Origin of the sequence: Actinoplanes sp. SE50/110, from assembly GCF_900119315.1 — a bacterium.
In the GTDB taxonomy this organism is placed as follows: Bacteria; Actinomycetota; Actinomycetes; order Mycobacteriales; family Micromonosporaceae; genus Actinoplanes.
The window spans coordinates 5771626-5785751 of sequence record NZ_LT827010.1 but is presented as its reverse complement, the minus strand read 5'-3'; the positions used below and the strand labels follow the sequence as shown (position 1 = coordinate 5785751).

Sequence of the window (14126 nt, the reverse complement as noted above, 5' to 3'; positions counted from 1 at the left end):
CCGCGACGCGGGCATCGGGCCGGCGCGCGGCGGGCACGGCTGACGGCGTACCGGGCAAGCGCGGGCAGGGACCGCCGCTGACCGCAACCGGGCAGCGGCCTCAAGGAACCGGGGACAGCGCCGCGCAGCGGCGGAGAAGGGTTGGCAATGCCGCAGGGGAAAGTGACCACCGTGCCCGACGACGGCCTGACCACGCGTCAGCGTCGCCGTCAGGCGGTCTTCGCCGTGCACACCGGGCCGGGCAAGGGCAAGTCCACGGCCGCCTTCGGGATGGCCCTGCGCGCCTGGAGCGCCGGCTGGCCGATCGGGGTCTTCCAGTTCGTCAAGTCGCAGAAGTGGAAGGTCGGCGAGGAGACCGCGCTCAAGGCCCTCGACGGCGTGAACGGCACCCCGGTCACCTGGCACAAGATGGGCGAGGGCTGGTCCTGGATCCAGCGCGCCGGGACCGAGAGGGATCACGCCGCGGAGGCGGCCGAGGGGTGGGCGCAGATCAAGCGGGATCTGGCCGCCGAAACGTACAGGTTCTACGTGCTCGACGAGTTCACCTACCCGATGAAGTGGGGCTGGGTCGACGTCGCCGACGTGGTCGCGACGCTGACCGAGCGGCCCGGCACGCAGCATGTGGTGATCACCGGGCGGGACGCGCATCCCGATCTGATTGAGGCGGCCGACCTGGTCACCGAGATGACCAAGATCAAGCATCCGATGGACGCCGGGCGCAAGGGACAGCAGGGGATCGAATGGTGACGATTCCCCGGGTGGTGATCGCCGCGCCCGCCTCCGGGCACGGGAAGACCACCGTGGCCACCGGGCTGCTGGCCGCGTTCGCCCGGCGCGGGACGCCGGTGGCCCCGTTCAAGGTCGGTCCGGACTACATCGATCCCGGCTATCACAGCCTGGCGGCCGGCCGGCCGGGCCGCAACCTGGACCCGGTGCTGGTCGGCGAGGAGCTGATCGGGCCCCTGTTCGCGCACGGCGCGCGGGGCGCCGACCTGGCCGTGGTCGAGGGCGTGATGGGCCTGTACGACGGCCGCACCGGCGCCGGTGAGACCGGGTCGACCGCGCAGGTCGCCGCGCTGCTGCAGGCGCCGGTGATCCTGGTGGTGGACGCCGCCGCGCAGGGCCGCTCGATCGCCGCGGTGGTGCACGGCTTCCGCAGCTTCGGCACGGTCCGGCTGGCCGGGGTGATCCTCAACCGGGTCGGCTCGGACCGGCACGAGCAGATCCTGCGGGACGCCTGCGAGGAGGTCGGCACGCCGGTGCTGGGCGCGCTGCGCCGGGCCGACGCGGTCGCCGCGCCGAGCCGGCACCTGGGCCTGGTCCCGGCCGCCGAGCGCCGCGCCGAGGCGCTCGCCTCGGTCGACGCCCTCGCCACCCTGATCGAGGCCTCGGTCGACCTGGACGAGATCGCCGCGGTCGCCCGGTCCGCGCCGCCGCTGGCGGCGGCGTCGTGGACCCCGCAGGCGCCGGATCCGGTGCCGGGCCGTCCGACGGTCGCGCTCGCCGGTGGTCCCGCGTTCACCTTCGCGTACGCCGAGACCGCCGAACTCCTCACCGGCGCCGGTGCCGAGGTGGTGATCGTCGACCCGCTGCGCGACGAGAAACTGCCGGACGGCACCCGGGCGCTGGTCGTCGGCGGCGGCTTCCCCGAGGTGTACGCCGCGGAACTGTCCGCCAACGAGCCGCTGCGCGAGTCGGTCCGGCGGCTGGCCGCGGCCGGCCGCCCGATCGCCGCCGAATGCGCCGGCCTGCTCTGGCTGTGCCGCACCCTGGACGGCGCCCCGATGTGCGGGGTGCTGGACGCCGAGGCCGTGATGACCCCGTCACTGACCCTCGGCTACCGGGACGCGGTCGCCCTGTCCGACAGCCCCCTCGCCCCGGCCGGCACCCGGGTCACCGGGCACGAATTCCACCGGACCGCCGTGCACCCGCGCTCGGGTCTGCTGCTGTCCCCGGCCGGCGGGGCCGCCTGGGCGTGGCGCGGCGCCGACCCGGAAGGATTCGCCACCGCCTCGGTGCACGCGTCCTACCTGCACCTGCACTGGGCCGGGCAGCCCGGCACGGCGCCCCGGCTGGTACGCGCGGCGGCGGCGTGATCGTCGGCGTCGGCGCCCGGCCCGGGACCGCCCCGGAGGCGGTGACCGCCGCGATCACCGCGGCCCTGGCCGCGGCCGGCGCCGACCCGGGCGCGGTGACCGCGGTGGCCACCCTGGACCGGCGGGCCGGGCTGGTCCGGGGATGGCCGGTGCGCGCCTTCACCGCGGCCGACCTGGCCGGCCAGGACGTGCCCAGCCCGAGCGGCCGGGTGGCCGAGCTGGCCGGCACGCCCAGCGTGGCCGAGGCGGCGGCGCTGCGCGCGGCCGGCCCCGGTGCGGTGCTGATCCTGCCCAAACGGATCTTCGGTGGCGTCACCGTGGCGATCGCCGGCCCGGTCTAGACGCCGACCGGCCATTCGTGGACCGGGATGTTCTCGTGCATGAGCGGCAGGTAGCGCCGCATCATCTCGTGCAGCGCCCGCTGCCGCTCCATCCCCTGCTTCTCCAGCTCGTGCAGTGTCTCCACCTGCCACGACGCGCCGTTCTGCTGGCGCAGGCAGCGCTGCTCGATGATGCCCATCAGCCGGTCCCGCTGGGCCGTCGAGACCCCCCACCGGTCCAGCCCGTCGGCCGCCTGCGGCAGCAGCCGGCGCAGCACCAGCTCGGTCACCGGCACCGTGCCCACGCCCGGCCAGAACACGCTGGCATCGATCCCGTGCCGCGCGCAGGCGTGGAAGTTCTCCTCGGCGGCCCGGAAACTCAGCTGCGTCCAGACCGGCCGCTCCGCCTCGGCCAGGTGCCGGGCCAGGCCGTAGTAGAACGCCGCGTTCGCCATCGTGTCGGCCACCGTCGGTCCGGCCGGCATCACCCGGTTCTCCACCCGCAGGTGCGGGCGGCCGCCGACCACGTCGTAGATCGGCCGGTTCCACCGGTAGACCGTGCCGTTGTGCAGCCTCAACTCGCTGAGCGCCGGGGTGTCACCACGCTCCAGCAGGTCGGCCGGATCGTCCTCGTCGCAGATCGGCAGCAGCGCCGGGAAGTACCGGACATTCTCCTCGAACAGGTCGAAGACGCTGGTTATCCAGCGTTCCCCGAACCATACCCGCGGGCGGACACCCTGTGCCCGGATCTCCTCCGAGCGGGTGTCGGTGGCCTGCTCGAACAGCGGGATCCGGGTCTCGCGCCACAGCTCGCGCCCGAACAGCAGCGGCGAGTTCGCGCCCAGTGCCACCTGGATCCCGGAGATCACCTGCGAGGCGTTCCAGTACGCGGCGAACTGCGCCGGGCTGACCTGCAGGTGGAACTGGGTGCTGGTGCAGGCCGCCTCGGGCGCGATCGTGTCGGTGGTGACCGCCAGCCGGTCCACCCCGTCGATCCGGATGTCCAGGTCCTCCCCGCGGGCCGCGAAGATCTGCTCGTTGAGCAGCGCGTACCGCGGATTCGCGGACAGTGCCGCGCCGGTCAGGTGTTCGCGGCGCAGGGTCGGCAGGATCCCGACGGTGACCAGGTGCACGCCCACCGTGCGGGCCTTGCCCTCGGCGTGGTTGAGGCTGGCCCGCAGCCCCTTCTCCAGGTCGGCGATGTCGTCGCCGGCCAGCCGCCGGGGCGGCAGGTTGATCTCGATGTTGAACTGGCCCAGTTCGGTCTGGAAGTCCGGGTCGGCGATCGCGCCGAGCACCTCGGCGTTGCGCATCGCCGGGCCGGCCTGCCCATCGATCAGGTTGAGCTCGATCTCCATGCCGGTCATCGGCCGCTCGAAGTCGAAACGGGCTTCGCGCAGCATCGTCGCGAACACGTCCAGACTGCGGCGGACCTTCTGCCGGTACCGGCTCCGGTCCTCTCGGGAAAACTGTGTCTGTTCGACTTTCTCGCCCACCAGGCACCACCTTCGCAAGGCGTCAGCGACGAGGGAGAACGGGCATCGTCGCAGCGGTCCCCCTGGACCCATGATTACCGCTGTCGATGCCCGAACCCCATCCCGACGAGCAACCTTGGCGGGTGATGGTTAACGCAGCGTCGAACATGGACGCCCCGGTACCCGCTAGTAAGGTTTTCTACGCCACTGCTCATCGGGGCCTAGCGGAGGATCGCGGCCATGATGATCCCGGCCACCACCAGACCGGCCGCCGCCTGCAGCAGCATCGCCGGGCCCAGGTGTGACCAGCGGGTCGGGATGCGCGGGGTGAGCGGCTGCATGGTGGTCAGGTTCACCACCTGGGTGAGCCGCACCGGCAGGGTCCGGTCCCGCTGCGGCTCGGTGCGCACCTGCACCAGGTCGCCGCGGTGCAGCGCGGACTGCGGCAACTGCCCGTGCATCTCGATCTCGTACGTCTGCCCCAGATCGTCGCGCAGGCGGACCGGGGTGACCAGGAACTCCGGGCCGCTGCGCAGCTCACGCAGGCTGCGCCGGGCCGGTTTCATCCGCAGCAGCGCGGCCAGGAGCTGGGCGATGCCGGCGGTGAGGAACACCGCGACCGCCAATGGCCGCCCCACCCGCACCTCCCGGGTGTACGACGGCTGGAAGCCGATGAACCGGCCGGTGATGATCGGACTGACGTGCCGGAGGATCCGCTCGCGGTGCAGCTCGGTGTCGTCCATGGGGATCACCTCCTGGATGTTCCTCAATGTTACGGACAGGACTTACCCGAGCACCGTGAGTGAATCGTAAATTCCCGATCTTCTTCTCCTTATCAATCGGCAACGCCCTCCGGGCCAGAAACCGGGCAATTCCCACCGGGTTGCGGAAACCCGCACGTCAGGGCCACCCGTCGGGGTGAACTGGACGAGGAGTCGCGCGAACCTCGGCGCGGACGGGGGGCGGAGACCAGTGGCACCGACGAACTATGTCAAACCGGATAGTGTGCTGGCGCGCACCGCGCGTGACATGCTCGCCGCACACGCCGGTGGTGAGGGGCCGCGCGAGGGTCTGACCCGCTGTCCCGCCTGCGGCGAACCGCTGCCCTGCCGCTCCGGGCAGGCCGCCGCCGAAGTACTCGCCGCCGCCGGACTCGCCGAGGCGTCCGGCCTGGTCGCGGCCACCCGGGTCGCGTTCGCCCCGCCGCCCGGGCAACCCGCCTTCCTGCCCTCCTGGACCGCTTCGGAAGAGGTTGCGGATCCGCTCGGCTCCGGACCGATTGCCGGTGGTACGCCGTCGGCACTCGCGCCGTGGGCCGCGGTCGCCCCGTCGGCCGACCCGCTCACCGATCCCCTCCCCGGCGCCTCCGAAGGCCCGCTGTCCGGTGCCTCTGCGGGACCGCTGTCCGGCGCCTCCGCGGGACCGCTGCCCGGCGCCTCCGCTGGACCCCTGTCCGGTGCCTCCGTCGGACCGCTGCCCGGCGCCTCCGCTGGTCCGCCGGCTGGGGACGGGGGGGAGTCGGCCGGCGGGCCGCTCTCGACGGAGCTGCCGAGGTGGGCCACCGAACCGACCGGCACCCACGAGCGGCCCTGGGCGTCCGCGGGCGGGGAATCGTGGACCGAATCCCGGCTCGGCGGTCTTCCGCGCACCGGCGGCGGCCAGTCCGGAGCCGGCGCGGGCGGCAACGCCGGGCCGGCCCCGGCGGCAACCGGGCCGGGGGCGAACTCCGGCCCGGGATTTATTTCGCAGACATCGAGCAATGGTACGAATGGTGCGCCGAGCGCGAGTGGCTTGACCGTGTCCGGACTCGGCTCGGCCGAACCGCCACCCGGCGGGGAAGCGACCCCCGAAGCCGGTCGGCACGGCCGCGACGGCACCCCCGGCGTGAACGGCGCGGCGGCCGACGCCTCCCCGCTGCGCGCCTGGGCCACCGGCGACGAGCCGTCCCCCGCCGACGGCCGGACCTCCAGCGGTCAGCCGTCGAGCGGTCAGCCGTCGAGCGGTCAGCCGTCGAGCGGTCAGCCGTCGAGCGGTCAGCCGTCGAGCGCTCAGCCGTCGAGCGGTCAGCCCTTCGTCAGTCGGTCGCCGGAGGGCCGCGCGCCGGGCCGCGGCGCGCACGCGGCGCCCTCCTCGCCCGCCCCCACCGCCGAGTCGCCGGCCGCCCTCTCGTGGCCGCCGGCCGGAGACGGCGATGCGGCTCTGGATGGTGGCCAGCGCGCCTGGCCACCCGCGGCGAGCGGCTCGGGGAGCGGATCAGGCAGCCCGCTGCGGGCGTGGCCGGCAGCGGACAGTGACCCGGAGAGGGACTCGGCCGCTGCGCTGCGGGCCTTTCTGCCCACGGAGAGCGGCTCCGGTACCGGGCCGCAGGCGTGGCCGCCCGCGGAGGGTGGTCCGGAGAGCGGCTCGGGTAGTGGCTTGCGGGCGTGGCCGCCCGCGGAGGATGGTCCGGCGAGCGGCTCGGGCGGTGGGCTGCGGGCGTGGCCGTCGGCGGAGAGCGGCGAGACGGCTCAGGACGGCGGGCAGCGGGCGTGGCCCGCGACTGACGGTACCTCGGCGACCGGTTCGGGTAGCGGGCTGCGGGCCTGGCCGCCGGTCGGGGAGACCGGCACGACGGACTTCGGCACCCCCGGCTCCGGGCCGGGCGCTGGTGCCGGTGCAACGGGATCCGGTGACATCGGGGTCGAGCCGTCCGGCGGCCGCCCCGGTTCCGGCTTGACGGGGATGGGTGGTGCAGGTGCTTCGTTGGCTGACAGCCCTGGTTCTGGGCTGGCTGGTGCGCCCGGTACCGGCGAACCGGGATCGGGCCCGGCGGGGCTCGGCGGCTGGGGCGCGTCCGCTGCCGGGCTGGGCGGTCCTGGCGCGTCTGCGCTCGGTGTCTCCGCTCCGGGGCTGGGCGGTGTCGGCTCCTCCGTCGCCGGGCCGGGCGCGCCGGGCTCCGGCGAGGGAGGTTCTGCGGCGTCCGGCGGGGTTGGCGCGGGGGCGGCCGGTGGGGGACTGCGAGCCTGGCCTCCGCCGGAGAGTGTGCCTGGCGGTGCGGGCTCGCCCACCGGGAACGCGACCGGGTCGGCCGCCGTTCCCGGAGTCGGCGGTGCCGCGGGCGGAGATCGCGCGTGGCCGCCGGCCGCAGCCGTCGAGAAGCCGGTGTCCGGCGGGCTCAAGCCGTGGCCGCCAGCCGACGACACGCCGGGTGATGCGGCCGGTTCCGGCCTGAGCGCGCCGTCGGGACTCGGCGGCCCGGCGGGACCGACCGGGCTCGGTGCGGGTACCGGGGTGAACCTTCCCTCGCTGTCCGACGACGCAGGGAACGCGCCCGCCGCGGCGATGACCGGCACGCCGCCGTGGGCGACCTCCGCTCCGGCGGACTCGCCGGTGAACCCCGCGTGGCCGGCGCCCGGCAACCCGGGTGGGGACGGCGTGGCCGGCACCGGCGTACCGCCGATGACGGCCGTGCCCGGCGACAACGGTGACGGGGCGCCGCCGCCCTGGGCCGTGGCTGCCCCCGGTGCGGTGCAGCAGCCGACGGCGCCGCCGCCCGCGGGTCCCGGGCCGGCTCCGATGCCGCCACCGACGGGTGTCGCGCCGGCCCCGATGGCCCCGCCACCACAGGGGCATGCGCCTGCTCCGATGGCGCCTCCCACCGGACATGCGCCTGCTTCGATGGCCCCACCGTCGGGTTCGGTGCCCGCTTCGATGGCCCCACCGTCGGGTTCGGTGCCCGCTTCGATGGCGCCGCCGTCGGGTGTCGCGCCCGCTTCGATGGCGCCGCCGCCGGCGGGGCACATGCCGGCTCCGATGGCTCCGCCGTCCGCGGGTGTCGCACCCGTTCGAATGGCGCCGCAACCGGGGGAGGGGCAGGCGCCGATGGGCGTGCCCACGTACAGCCAGCAGAACAGCCCGCTGGACGCCCCGCGCTTCACCCGTTCGGCGCGGCCCTCCGGCGGCCCGGCCGGGATGATGCCGCCCCCGCATCCGGGGATGCCGCCCGTCGGGGGGATGCCGCCCCAGCCGGGTGTGCCGGTGGTGCCCGGCACCCCCGGTGCCGCCGACCCGCAGGCGGGGAGCATTCCGCCGCCGGCGCCGATCCACCAGCCCGCGCCCGGGATGAAGCCGGCCGCCGCGGGCGGTGACTTCCTGCCGTCGGCCGCCGTCATGACCGGCGCCGCGACGGGCCAGCCGGAGTCCACCGCTCACGGTCCGGCCGGTCTCCAGTCGCCGGACATGGGACAGGCTCGTCCGGGTCTTCAGCCGCCCGATATGGGGCAGGCCCGTCCGGGTCTTCAGCCGCCGGACATGGGGCAGGCCCGCCCCGGCCTCCAGCCGTCCGACATGGGGCAGCACAAGGCGCCGGCCGGTGCGGCTCAGCGTTCCGGGCTGCAGGCGCCGGACATGGGGCAGCACAAGGCGCCGGCCGGTGCGGCTCAGCGTTCCGGGCTGCAGGCGCCGGACATGGGGCAGCACAACCCGCCGGCCGGGCCCGCTCAGCGTTCCGGGCTGCAGGCCCCCGACATGGGGCAACACAATCCGCCGGCCGACGGCGCGGCGCGATCCGGGCTGCAGCCGCCGGACATGGGGCAGCACAACCGTCCGGGCGCGCTCCAGGTCCCGGACATGGGTCAGACCCGTCCCGGGCTGCAGGCACCGGACATGGGCCAGCACACCCCGCCGGCCGCAGACCAGGCGGAGCCCTCGGGTGCGCCGATGGACGAGACCAGCGCCCCGTCCGGTCTGCCGGGCCGCGCCGGCGCCCAGCCCTCCCGCGGCGCCGGCCCGGCGGAAGACGGCCCGGACGACCCGGCCAGCGCACCGAGCGGCTTGCCGCGCCGCTAGCGCCCCTGGCTCGCGCCGCCGATCCCGGGGCTCCCGGCGCCGGTGGCTTCCAGGCTCGCGTCGCCGGCGGCGGCGCGGAGCCACCGGCGTACCGCCGGCAATCGGGCGGTCAGCGGAGGGCCGGAGTCAGCTGTGTCCAGACCACCTTGCCGTCGCTGACCGGCAGCACGCCCCACGCCGCCGAGAGTTCCCGGACCAGCCGTAACCCGCGGCCGCCGGCGTCACTGACGCCGGGGTCGAGCGAGCGCGGCAGGCGCCGGCTGCCGTCGCGGACCGCCATCGTGATCGTGCCGTCGCGCAGGCCCAGGGTGAAGACCATGGTGGTGTGCGCGTGCCGGACCACGTTGGCGACCAGTTCGGTGGCGATCAGCGCCGCGGTGGCGGCGAACTCGGTGCGGTGCCAGCGGGCGCAGGCCTGGTCGACCAGGTGGCGGACCTGGCGGCAGGCGTCGGGGACGGGGCGCAGGCGGATCCGCACCGATTCCGGGAGTGGTTGCCGGCCGGCCTCGGCGAGGGCGGCCGCGCAGTCGGTGGCCATCTCGACGGCGGCGCAGTCCGGGGCGGCGGCCAGCGCGGCGCAGGTGCCCGGGTCGGCGCCGCAGACGACGATCGGCACGTTCGGGAACTCCGCGGTCTGGCAGACCACCGAGCCGAACGTGCCGAGGGCGAGCGGGTCGGCGACCTTCAATCGGCTCACGTCGAGCAGCAGTTTGACCGGCTGGACGGCGAGGCTGCGGCGGACCGCCAGGCCCAGTGCGTCACCGGTGAGCCGGTCCAGGGTGCCGCTGACCGACAACACCGCCACCGGGAGGTCCTGCTCCGGCCGGCAGACCAGCTGGCTGGGCATGCGGATCTCCTTCCCTTCAGGTGGTGACGGGAGGCTGAGACAGCAGGTGCCCGGCCACCCCGGGGGGCAAACCCACTCCCGGGGGCAATCTCCTGCGGGCGGTGCCCGGGAGTCCGGCGGATGGACGGCAGCGAAATAAAGTACCGTTGCGCGCCATGGGTGTGTCGCAGCGAATGAAGAACCGATTCCGCAAGTTTTTGCAGCGTCCCGGCACGACTGTGGACCTCGGGCCGCTGTCGAGGCGCCTGGAGCCGATCGAGGCTCGCGAGGAGGCGCTCAAGGAGCTCGACGACGCGGCGCTGACCGACGCGGCTCGGGAGGCCGCCGATTTCACCGAGGTCTGCGCGGTGGGCCGGGAGGCGGCCCGCCGGGCGATCGGCCAGCGGCCGTACGACGTGCAGCTGCTCGGCGCGATGGCGCTGCTCTCCGGCCGGGTCGCCGAGATGGCCACCGGTGAGGGCAAGACGCTGACCGCGACGATCGCCGCTTACGGGCACACCCGCCTCGGCAACGGTCCGGTGCACGTGCTGACCGTCAACGACTACCTGGCCAAGCGGGACGCCGAGTGGATGGAGCCGATCTACACGCTGCTCGGCCTGACGGTCGGCTCGGTCACCGAGGCGATGACCCCGCAGGAGCGCCGCGAGGCGTACGCGTGCGACGTCACCTACGTGTCGGTGTCCGAGGCCGGTTTCGACTACCTGCGTGACCAGCTGGTCACCGACGTGGCCGACCGGGTGCAGCGGGAGCTGGCCACCGCGATCGTCGACGAGGCCGACTCGATCCTGATCGACGAGGCCCGGGTGCCGATGGTGCTGGCCGGTTCCACCTCGTCGGAGAGCGACCCGGTGCACGAGGCCGCCGAGCTGGTCCGGACGCTGCGGGCCGGCAAGGACTACGAGGTGGCCGAGGACGGCCGCAGCGTCGCCTTCACCGAGTCCGGCCTGAAGAACGTCGAGGAGCAGCTCGGCGGCGTCGACCTGTACGCCGACGACCAGGTCGCGACGCTGTCCGCGGTGAACGTGGCGCTGCACGCGCACGCCCTGCTGCGCCGCGACGTGGACTACATCGTGCGCAACGGCGGGGTCGAACTGATCGACGAGATGCGCGGCCGGGTCGCCCAGCGTCGCCGCTGGCCGGACGGGTTGCAGGCGGCCGTCGAGGCCAAGGAGGGGCTGTCCGCCACCGCCGAGGGCGAGGTGCTCAACACCATCACGGTGCAGGCGTTCATCGCGCTCTACCGCACCGTCTGCGGCATGACGGCGACCGCGGTGCACGTCGGCGAGCAGCTGCGGGAGTATTTCAAGCTCGAGGTCGCGGTGGTCCCGCCGAACACGCCGAACATCCGCGAGGACGACCCGGACCGGATCTACTCGGCGCACGACACCCGGGACGAGGCGCTGGTCGAGGAGATCAAGATCGCGCACGAGAAGGGCCGGCCGGTGCTGATCGGCACCCTGGACGTGCAGGCGTCGGAGACGCTCGCGGCCCAGCTGGCCGAGGCCGGGGTGCCGTGCAGCGTGCTGAACGCGAAGAACGACGCCGAGGAGGCCGCGATCATCGCGGAGGCCGGCGCCGTCGGCGCGGTCACCGTCTCCACCCAGATGGCCGGCCGGGGTGTCGACATCCGGCTGGGCGGCAGCGACGAGAAGGACCGCGACCGGGTGGTCGAGCTGGGCGGCCTGTACGTGATCGGCGCGGGCCGGCACGACAGCCGCCGGGTCGACGACCAGCTGCGTGGCCGGGCCGGTCGGCAGGGTGACCCGGGCACCTCGGTGTTCTTCGTCAGCCTCGAGGACGAGCTGGTCTCCCGACACGCCGGCAACATCCTGCCGGCCTCGCCGCGGATGGACATGGACGGCGTGGTGCACGACCCGCAGGTGGACTATGCGGTCGAGCACGCCCAGCGGGTCGCCGAGGGTGTCAACCACGAGATCCACCGCAACACCTGGCGGTACAGCGTGGTGATCGAGCAGCAGCGACTGCTGCTGGCCGAGCGGCGCGAGCGGCTGCTCACCTCCGAGGTGGCGGCGATCATGCTGCTGGAGAGGTCCTCGGAGAAGGCCAAGGAGACCGACGAGGACGTGCTGTCCGACGCGGCCCGGGCGATCGCGCTGTTCCACCTGGACCGGCTCTGGGCCGACCACCTGGCGTACCTGTCCGAGGTGCGCGAGGGCGTGCACCTGCGGGCGCTGGGCAAGCTGGACCCGCTGGACGAGTTCCACCGGTCGGCGGTGCCCGCCTTCCAGGACCTGCTGACCAAGGTCGAGGAGCGGACCATCGAGACGTTCGAGGAGGTCGACCTCACCGACGGCTGGGAGCCGGACCGCGCGGAGATCGTCCGGCCCAGTGCGACGTGGACCTACCTGGTGCACGACAACCCGTTCGGCTCCGAGCTGGACCGGCTGATCGCCGCGGTGGGCCGCCGGCTCACCGCGGGTGGCTGATTTCACGCAGATTTTTTTCTTCCCGGGGGCGCCGTGCTTGTACGGCGCCCCCGGTCACGTTCCGGCCCAGCTCAGACGCGTGGCGTTCGGCCATGCTTAATATGGCTGACAGAAAGCGTTACCGGAATGCATTGGTGTGACCGGGAACAATATGGAACGTGTTTCTCACACTGTGGATGGTGACTTGACCCGCAATACGGATGACCGGAATTATCAGGCCCGCATTACGCACAGTGATCAATCGTATTCGCTTGCCGCAGCAAATTCTGGGGGTCCCAACCAATGCCGGTCAGCGCATTGTCGCCACGTGCCGATCGTCGTTCCGCCGGTCCGGGTCGCGGCCCGGGCAACCGTCGCACCGAGCCGGCGCTGACCGTGACGCTCGCGATCCCGCTCACCGGGGACGCCGTGTCGCCGCAGGCCCACCGGCTGCTCGCCGCGGTCCGCGAGCTGGTCGAGATGAGCCGGGGCACGGTGACCGTCGAGTCCGCGTCGGCGGCCGCCGAGTCCGAGCCGGAGCCGGTTCCCACCGGGCCGGAGGTGCGGCTGCTCACCGGGTCGCGCCAGGTCCTGCTGGAGGGCGAGCCGGTGCCGCTCACCCGCCTCGAGTTCGACCTCCTGCTCTACCTCGCCGAGCGGCCGCGCCGGGTGTTCAGCCGGGCCCAGCTGCTGGCCGGCGTGTGGGGTTACGAGCGGGCCGGGGAGCGCACGGTCGACGTGCACGTCCGCCGGCTGCGGCTCAAGCTGGGCGCCAGCGTGCCCGCGGTGACCACCGTCTACGGAGTGGGCTACCGGCTGGCCGACGACGCCCGGATCACGATCATGCCGCACGATTGAGGCCATGCGTGCTCGTCCCGTCTCGTTCACCGTCCTGATCGACGATCTCGCCGATCGGCTGGCCGGTCGGGAATCCGACAGTAGGATCCGGGTGGCCGTCGACGGCGCGGACGCGGCCGACCCGGCCCGCCTCGCCGACGCCCTCGTCGACCCGCTGCGGGTCCGCGGGCGCCCGGCGGTCCGCATCGACACCAGGGACTTCCTGCGCCCGGCCTCGGTCCGGCTGGAGTTCGGGCGGGCCAATCCGGACTCGTTCTACGCCGGTTGGTTCGACGAGGCCGGGCTGATCCGCGAGGTGCTCGACCCGGCCGGACCGGGCGGCTCCGGGCGCATCGTCACCCGCCTCTGGGACGCCGCCGTCGACCGGGCCGCCCGCGAACCGTACCGCTCGCTGCCGGACAATGCCGTCGTGCTGGTCAGCGGGCCCCTGCTGCTGGGTTCCGGGCTGCCCTTCGACTTCACCGTCCACCTTGCCGTCTCGCCGGCCGCGCTGGACCGGCGGACCACCTCGGACGACCGGTGGACCCTCCCGGCCTTTGTCCGATATGCGGACGAGGTGGCCCCGGAAACTTTTGCGGATGTGGTCGTCCGTCTCGATGATCCCCGGCATCCTGCCCTGGTCACAGCGTTGGGCTGACCGGGAGGGTGACCGCCGGCACACGACCCGTGTGCCGAGTCCGTGGCGGAACTGACCACTGACAGTTATGCTCCGGTTACTTTTTCGCGGGGGTCTCGTTTGGGACCCCCGGCGGTGGGTATCAGGCGGCTCCACAAGCCGATCCGGGACCCACCGGCAGGGGCTGAGGGAAGGGCAGGGGGACTACATGCTCGTCAACGGAGCGGTGGTGGCCGGTAAGGGCGCCAGCACGGTCAAGGCACGGTCGGCCGACGAGCTCGACCAGATCCGGGTGCTCCTGCGGACGCGATTCGAGGAGCTCGACGCGGAGTACGAGGAGGCTGTCGCCCAGAGCCACCGGCTGCGGCTCGTCGAGATCGGCGACTCGGCCGGCGACGACCAGGCCGACAGTGGGTCCAAGACGGCCGAACGGGACGCTGCCGGGTCGCTGCTGCGGACCCTGCTCGATCGGCGCACCCAGGCGGAGTATGCGATGCAGCGGCTCGAGGACGGGACGTACGGCAACTGTGAGGGCTGCTCCAACCCGATCCCGGTGGAGCGCCTCGAGGTCTTCCCGTCGGCGACCACGTGCGTGAACTGCAAGCAGGTCCGGGAGCGGCGGGCCAGCTGAGCTGAACCGGGCCGGGCGTCCGTCCCCGCG

At 73.7% G+C, this 14126-nt stretch carries 11 protein-coding genes; 8 read left to right on the top strand and 3 right to left on the bottom strand.

Features of this window, described 5'->3' with window-relative positions:
• Positions 1–147: 147 nt before the first annotated feature.
• Genes cobO through ACSP50_RS25925 form a run of 3 tightly spaced genes read left to right on the top strand, consistent with a single transcriptional unit; the run spans position 148 to position 2437 of the window.
• Complete coding sequence (gene cobO / locus ACSP50_RS25935; protein WP_014692261.1) at positions 148–747, top strand: cob(I)yrinic acid a,c-diamide adenosyltransferase; 600 nt, start codon at positions 148–150, stop codon at positions 745–747.
• Positions 741–2096, top strand: a complete 1356-nt coding sequence (locus ACSP50_RS25930) for a cobyrinate a,c-diamide synthase (protein ID WP_080128013.1) — start codon at positions 741–743, stop codon at positions 2094–2096. Before cobO ends, ACSP50_RS25930 begins: the two co-directional genes overlap by 7 nt.
• Positions 2093–2437, top strand: a complete 345-nt coding sequence (locus tag ACSP50_RS25925; RefSeq protein ID WP_014692259.1) for a cobalamin biosynthesis protein — start codon at positions 2093–2095, stop codon at positions 2435–2437. The genes ACSP50_RS25930 and ACSP50_RS25925 overlap by 4 nt, the downstream gene beginning before the upstream one ends.
• Here the strand turns inward: ACSP50_RS25925 and ACSP50_RS25920 are convergent.
• Entirely contained in the window at positions 2434–3912 is a 1479-nt protein-coding gene (locus ACSP50_RS25920; RefSeq protein ID WP_014692258.1) for a glutamate--cysteine ligase, read from the bottom strand. The two genes, ACSP50_RS25925 and ACSP50_RS25920, sit on opposite strands and share 4 nt — an antisense overlap.
• Before the next feature lie 200 nt (positions 3913–4112).
• Positions 4113–4634: a hypothetical protein gene (locus ACSP50_RS25915; RefSeq protein ID WP_014692257.1), complete on the bottom strand. Its 522-nt coding sequence runs from the start codon at positions 4632–4634 to the stop codon at positions 4113–4115.
• Between the two features lie 3118 nt (positions 4635–7752).
• Here ACSP50_RS25915 and ACSP50_RS25910 point away from each other — a divergent pair.
• Entirely contained in the window at positions 7753–8718 is a 966-nt protein-coding gene (locus ACSP50_RS25910) for a hypothetical protein (RefSeq protein ID WP_014692254.1), read from the top strand.
• Positions 8719–8827: 109 nt separating this feature from the next.
• Here ACSP50_RS25910 and ACSP50_RS25905 read toward each other — a convergent pair whose 3' ends face one another.
• A complete protein-coding gene (locus ACSP50_RS25905; RefSeq protein WP_014692253.1) occupies positions 8828–9565 on the bottom strand; it encodes an ATP-binding protein in 738 nt (245 codons plus the stop codon).
• Positions 9566–9720: 155 nt separating this feature from the next.
• Here ACSP50_RS25905 and secA2 point away from each other — a divergent pair, with 155 nt between their 5' ends.
• The 4 genes from secA2 to ACSP50_RS25885 all read left to right on the top strand — a co-directional run bounded on the left by secA2 (position 9721) and on the right by ACSP50_RS25885 (position 14096).
• The gene (gene secA2 / locus ACSP50_RS25900; RefSeq protein WP_014692252.1) at positions 9721–12012 is read left to right on the top strand and encodes an accessory Sec system translocase SecA2; all 2292 of its coding nucleotides are present in this window, start codon (positions 9721–9723) and stop codon (positions 12010–12012) included.
• Between the two features lie 375 nt (positions 12013–12387).
• Entirely contained in the window at positions 12388–12849 is a 462-nt protein-coding gene (locus ACSP50_RS44875) for a winged helix-turn-helix domain-containing protein (protein ID WP_369793874.1), read from the top strand.
• A 4-nt stretch (positions 12850–12853) separates the two neighbouring features.
• Complete coding sequence (locus ACSP50_RS25890) at positions 12854–13486, top strand: uridine kinase (RefSeq protein WP_014692250.1); 633 nt, start codon at positions 12854–12856, stop codon at positions 13484–13486.
• Positions 13487–13673: 187 nt separating this feature from the next.
• Positions 13674–14096, top strand: coding sequence for a TraR/DksA C4-type zinc finger protein (locus ACSP50_RS25885; RefSeq protein ID WP_014692249.1), 423 nt, complete (start codon positions 13674–13676; stop codon positions 14094–14096).
• Positions 14097–14126 lie beyond the last annotated feature (30 nt).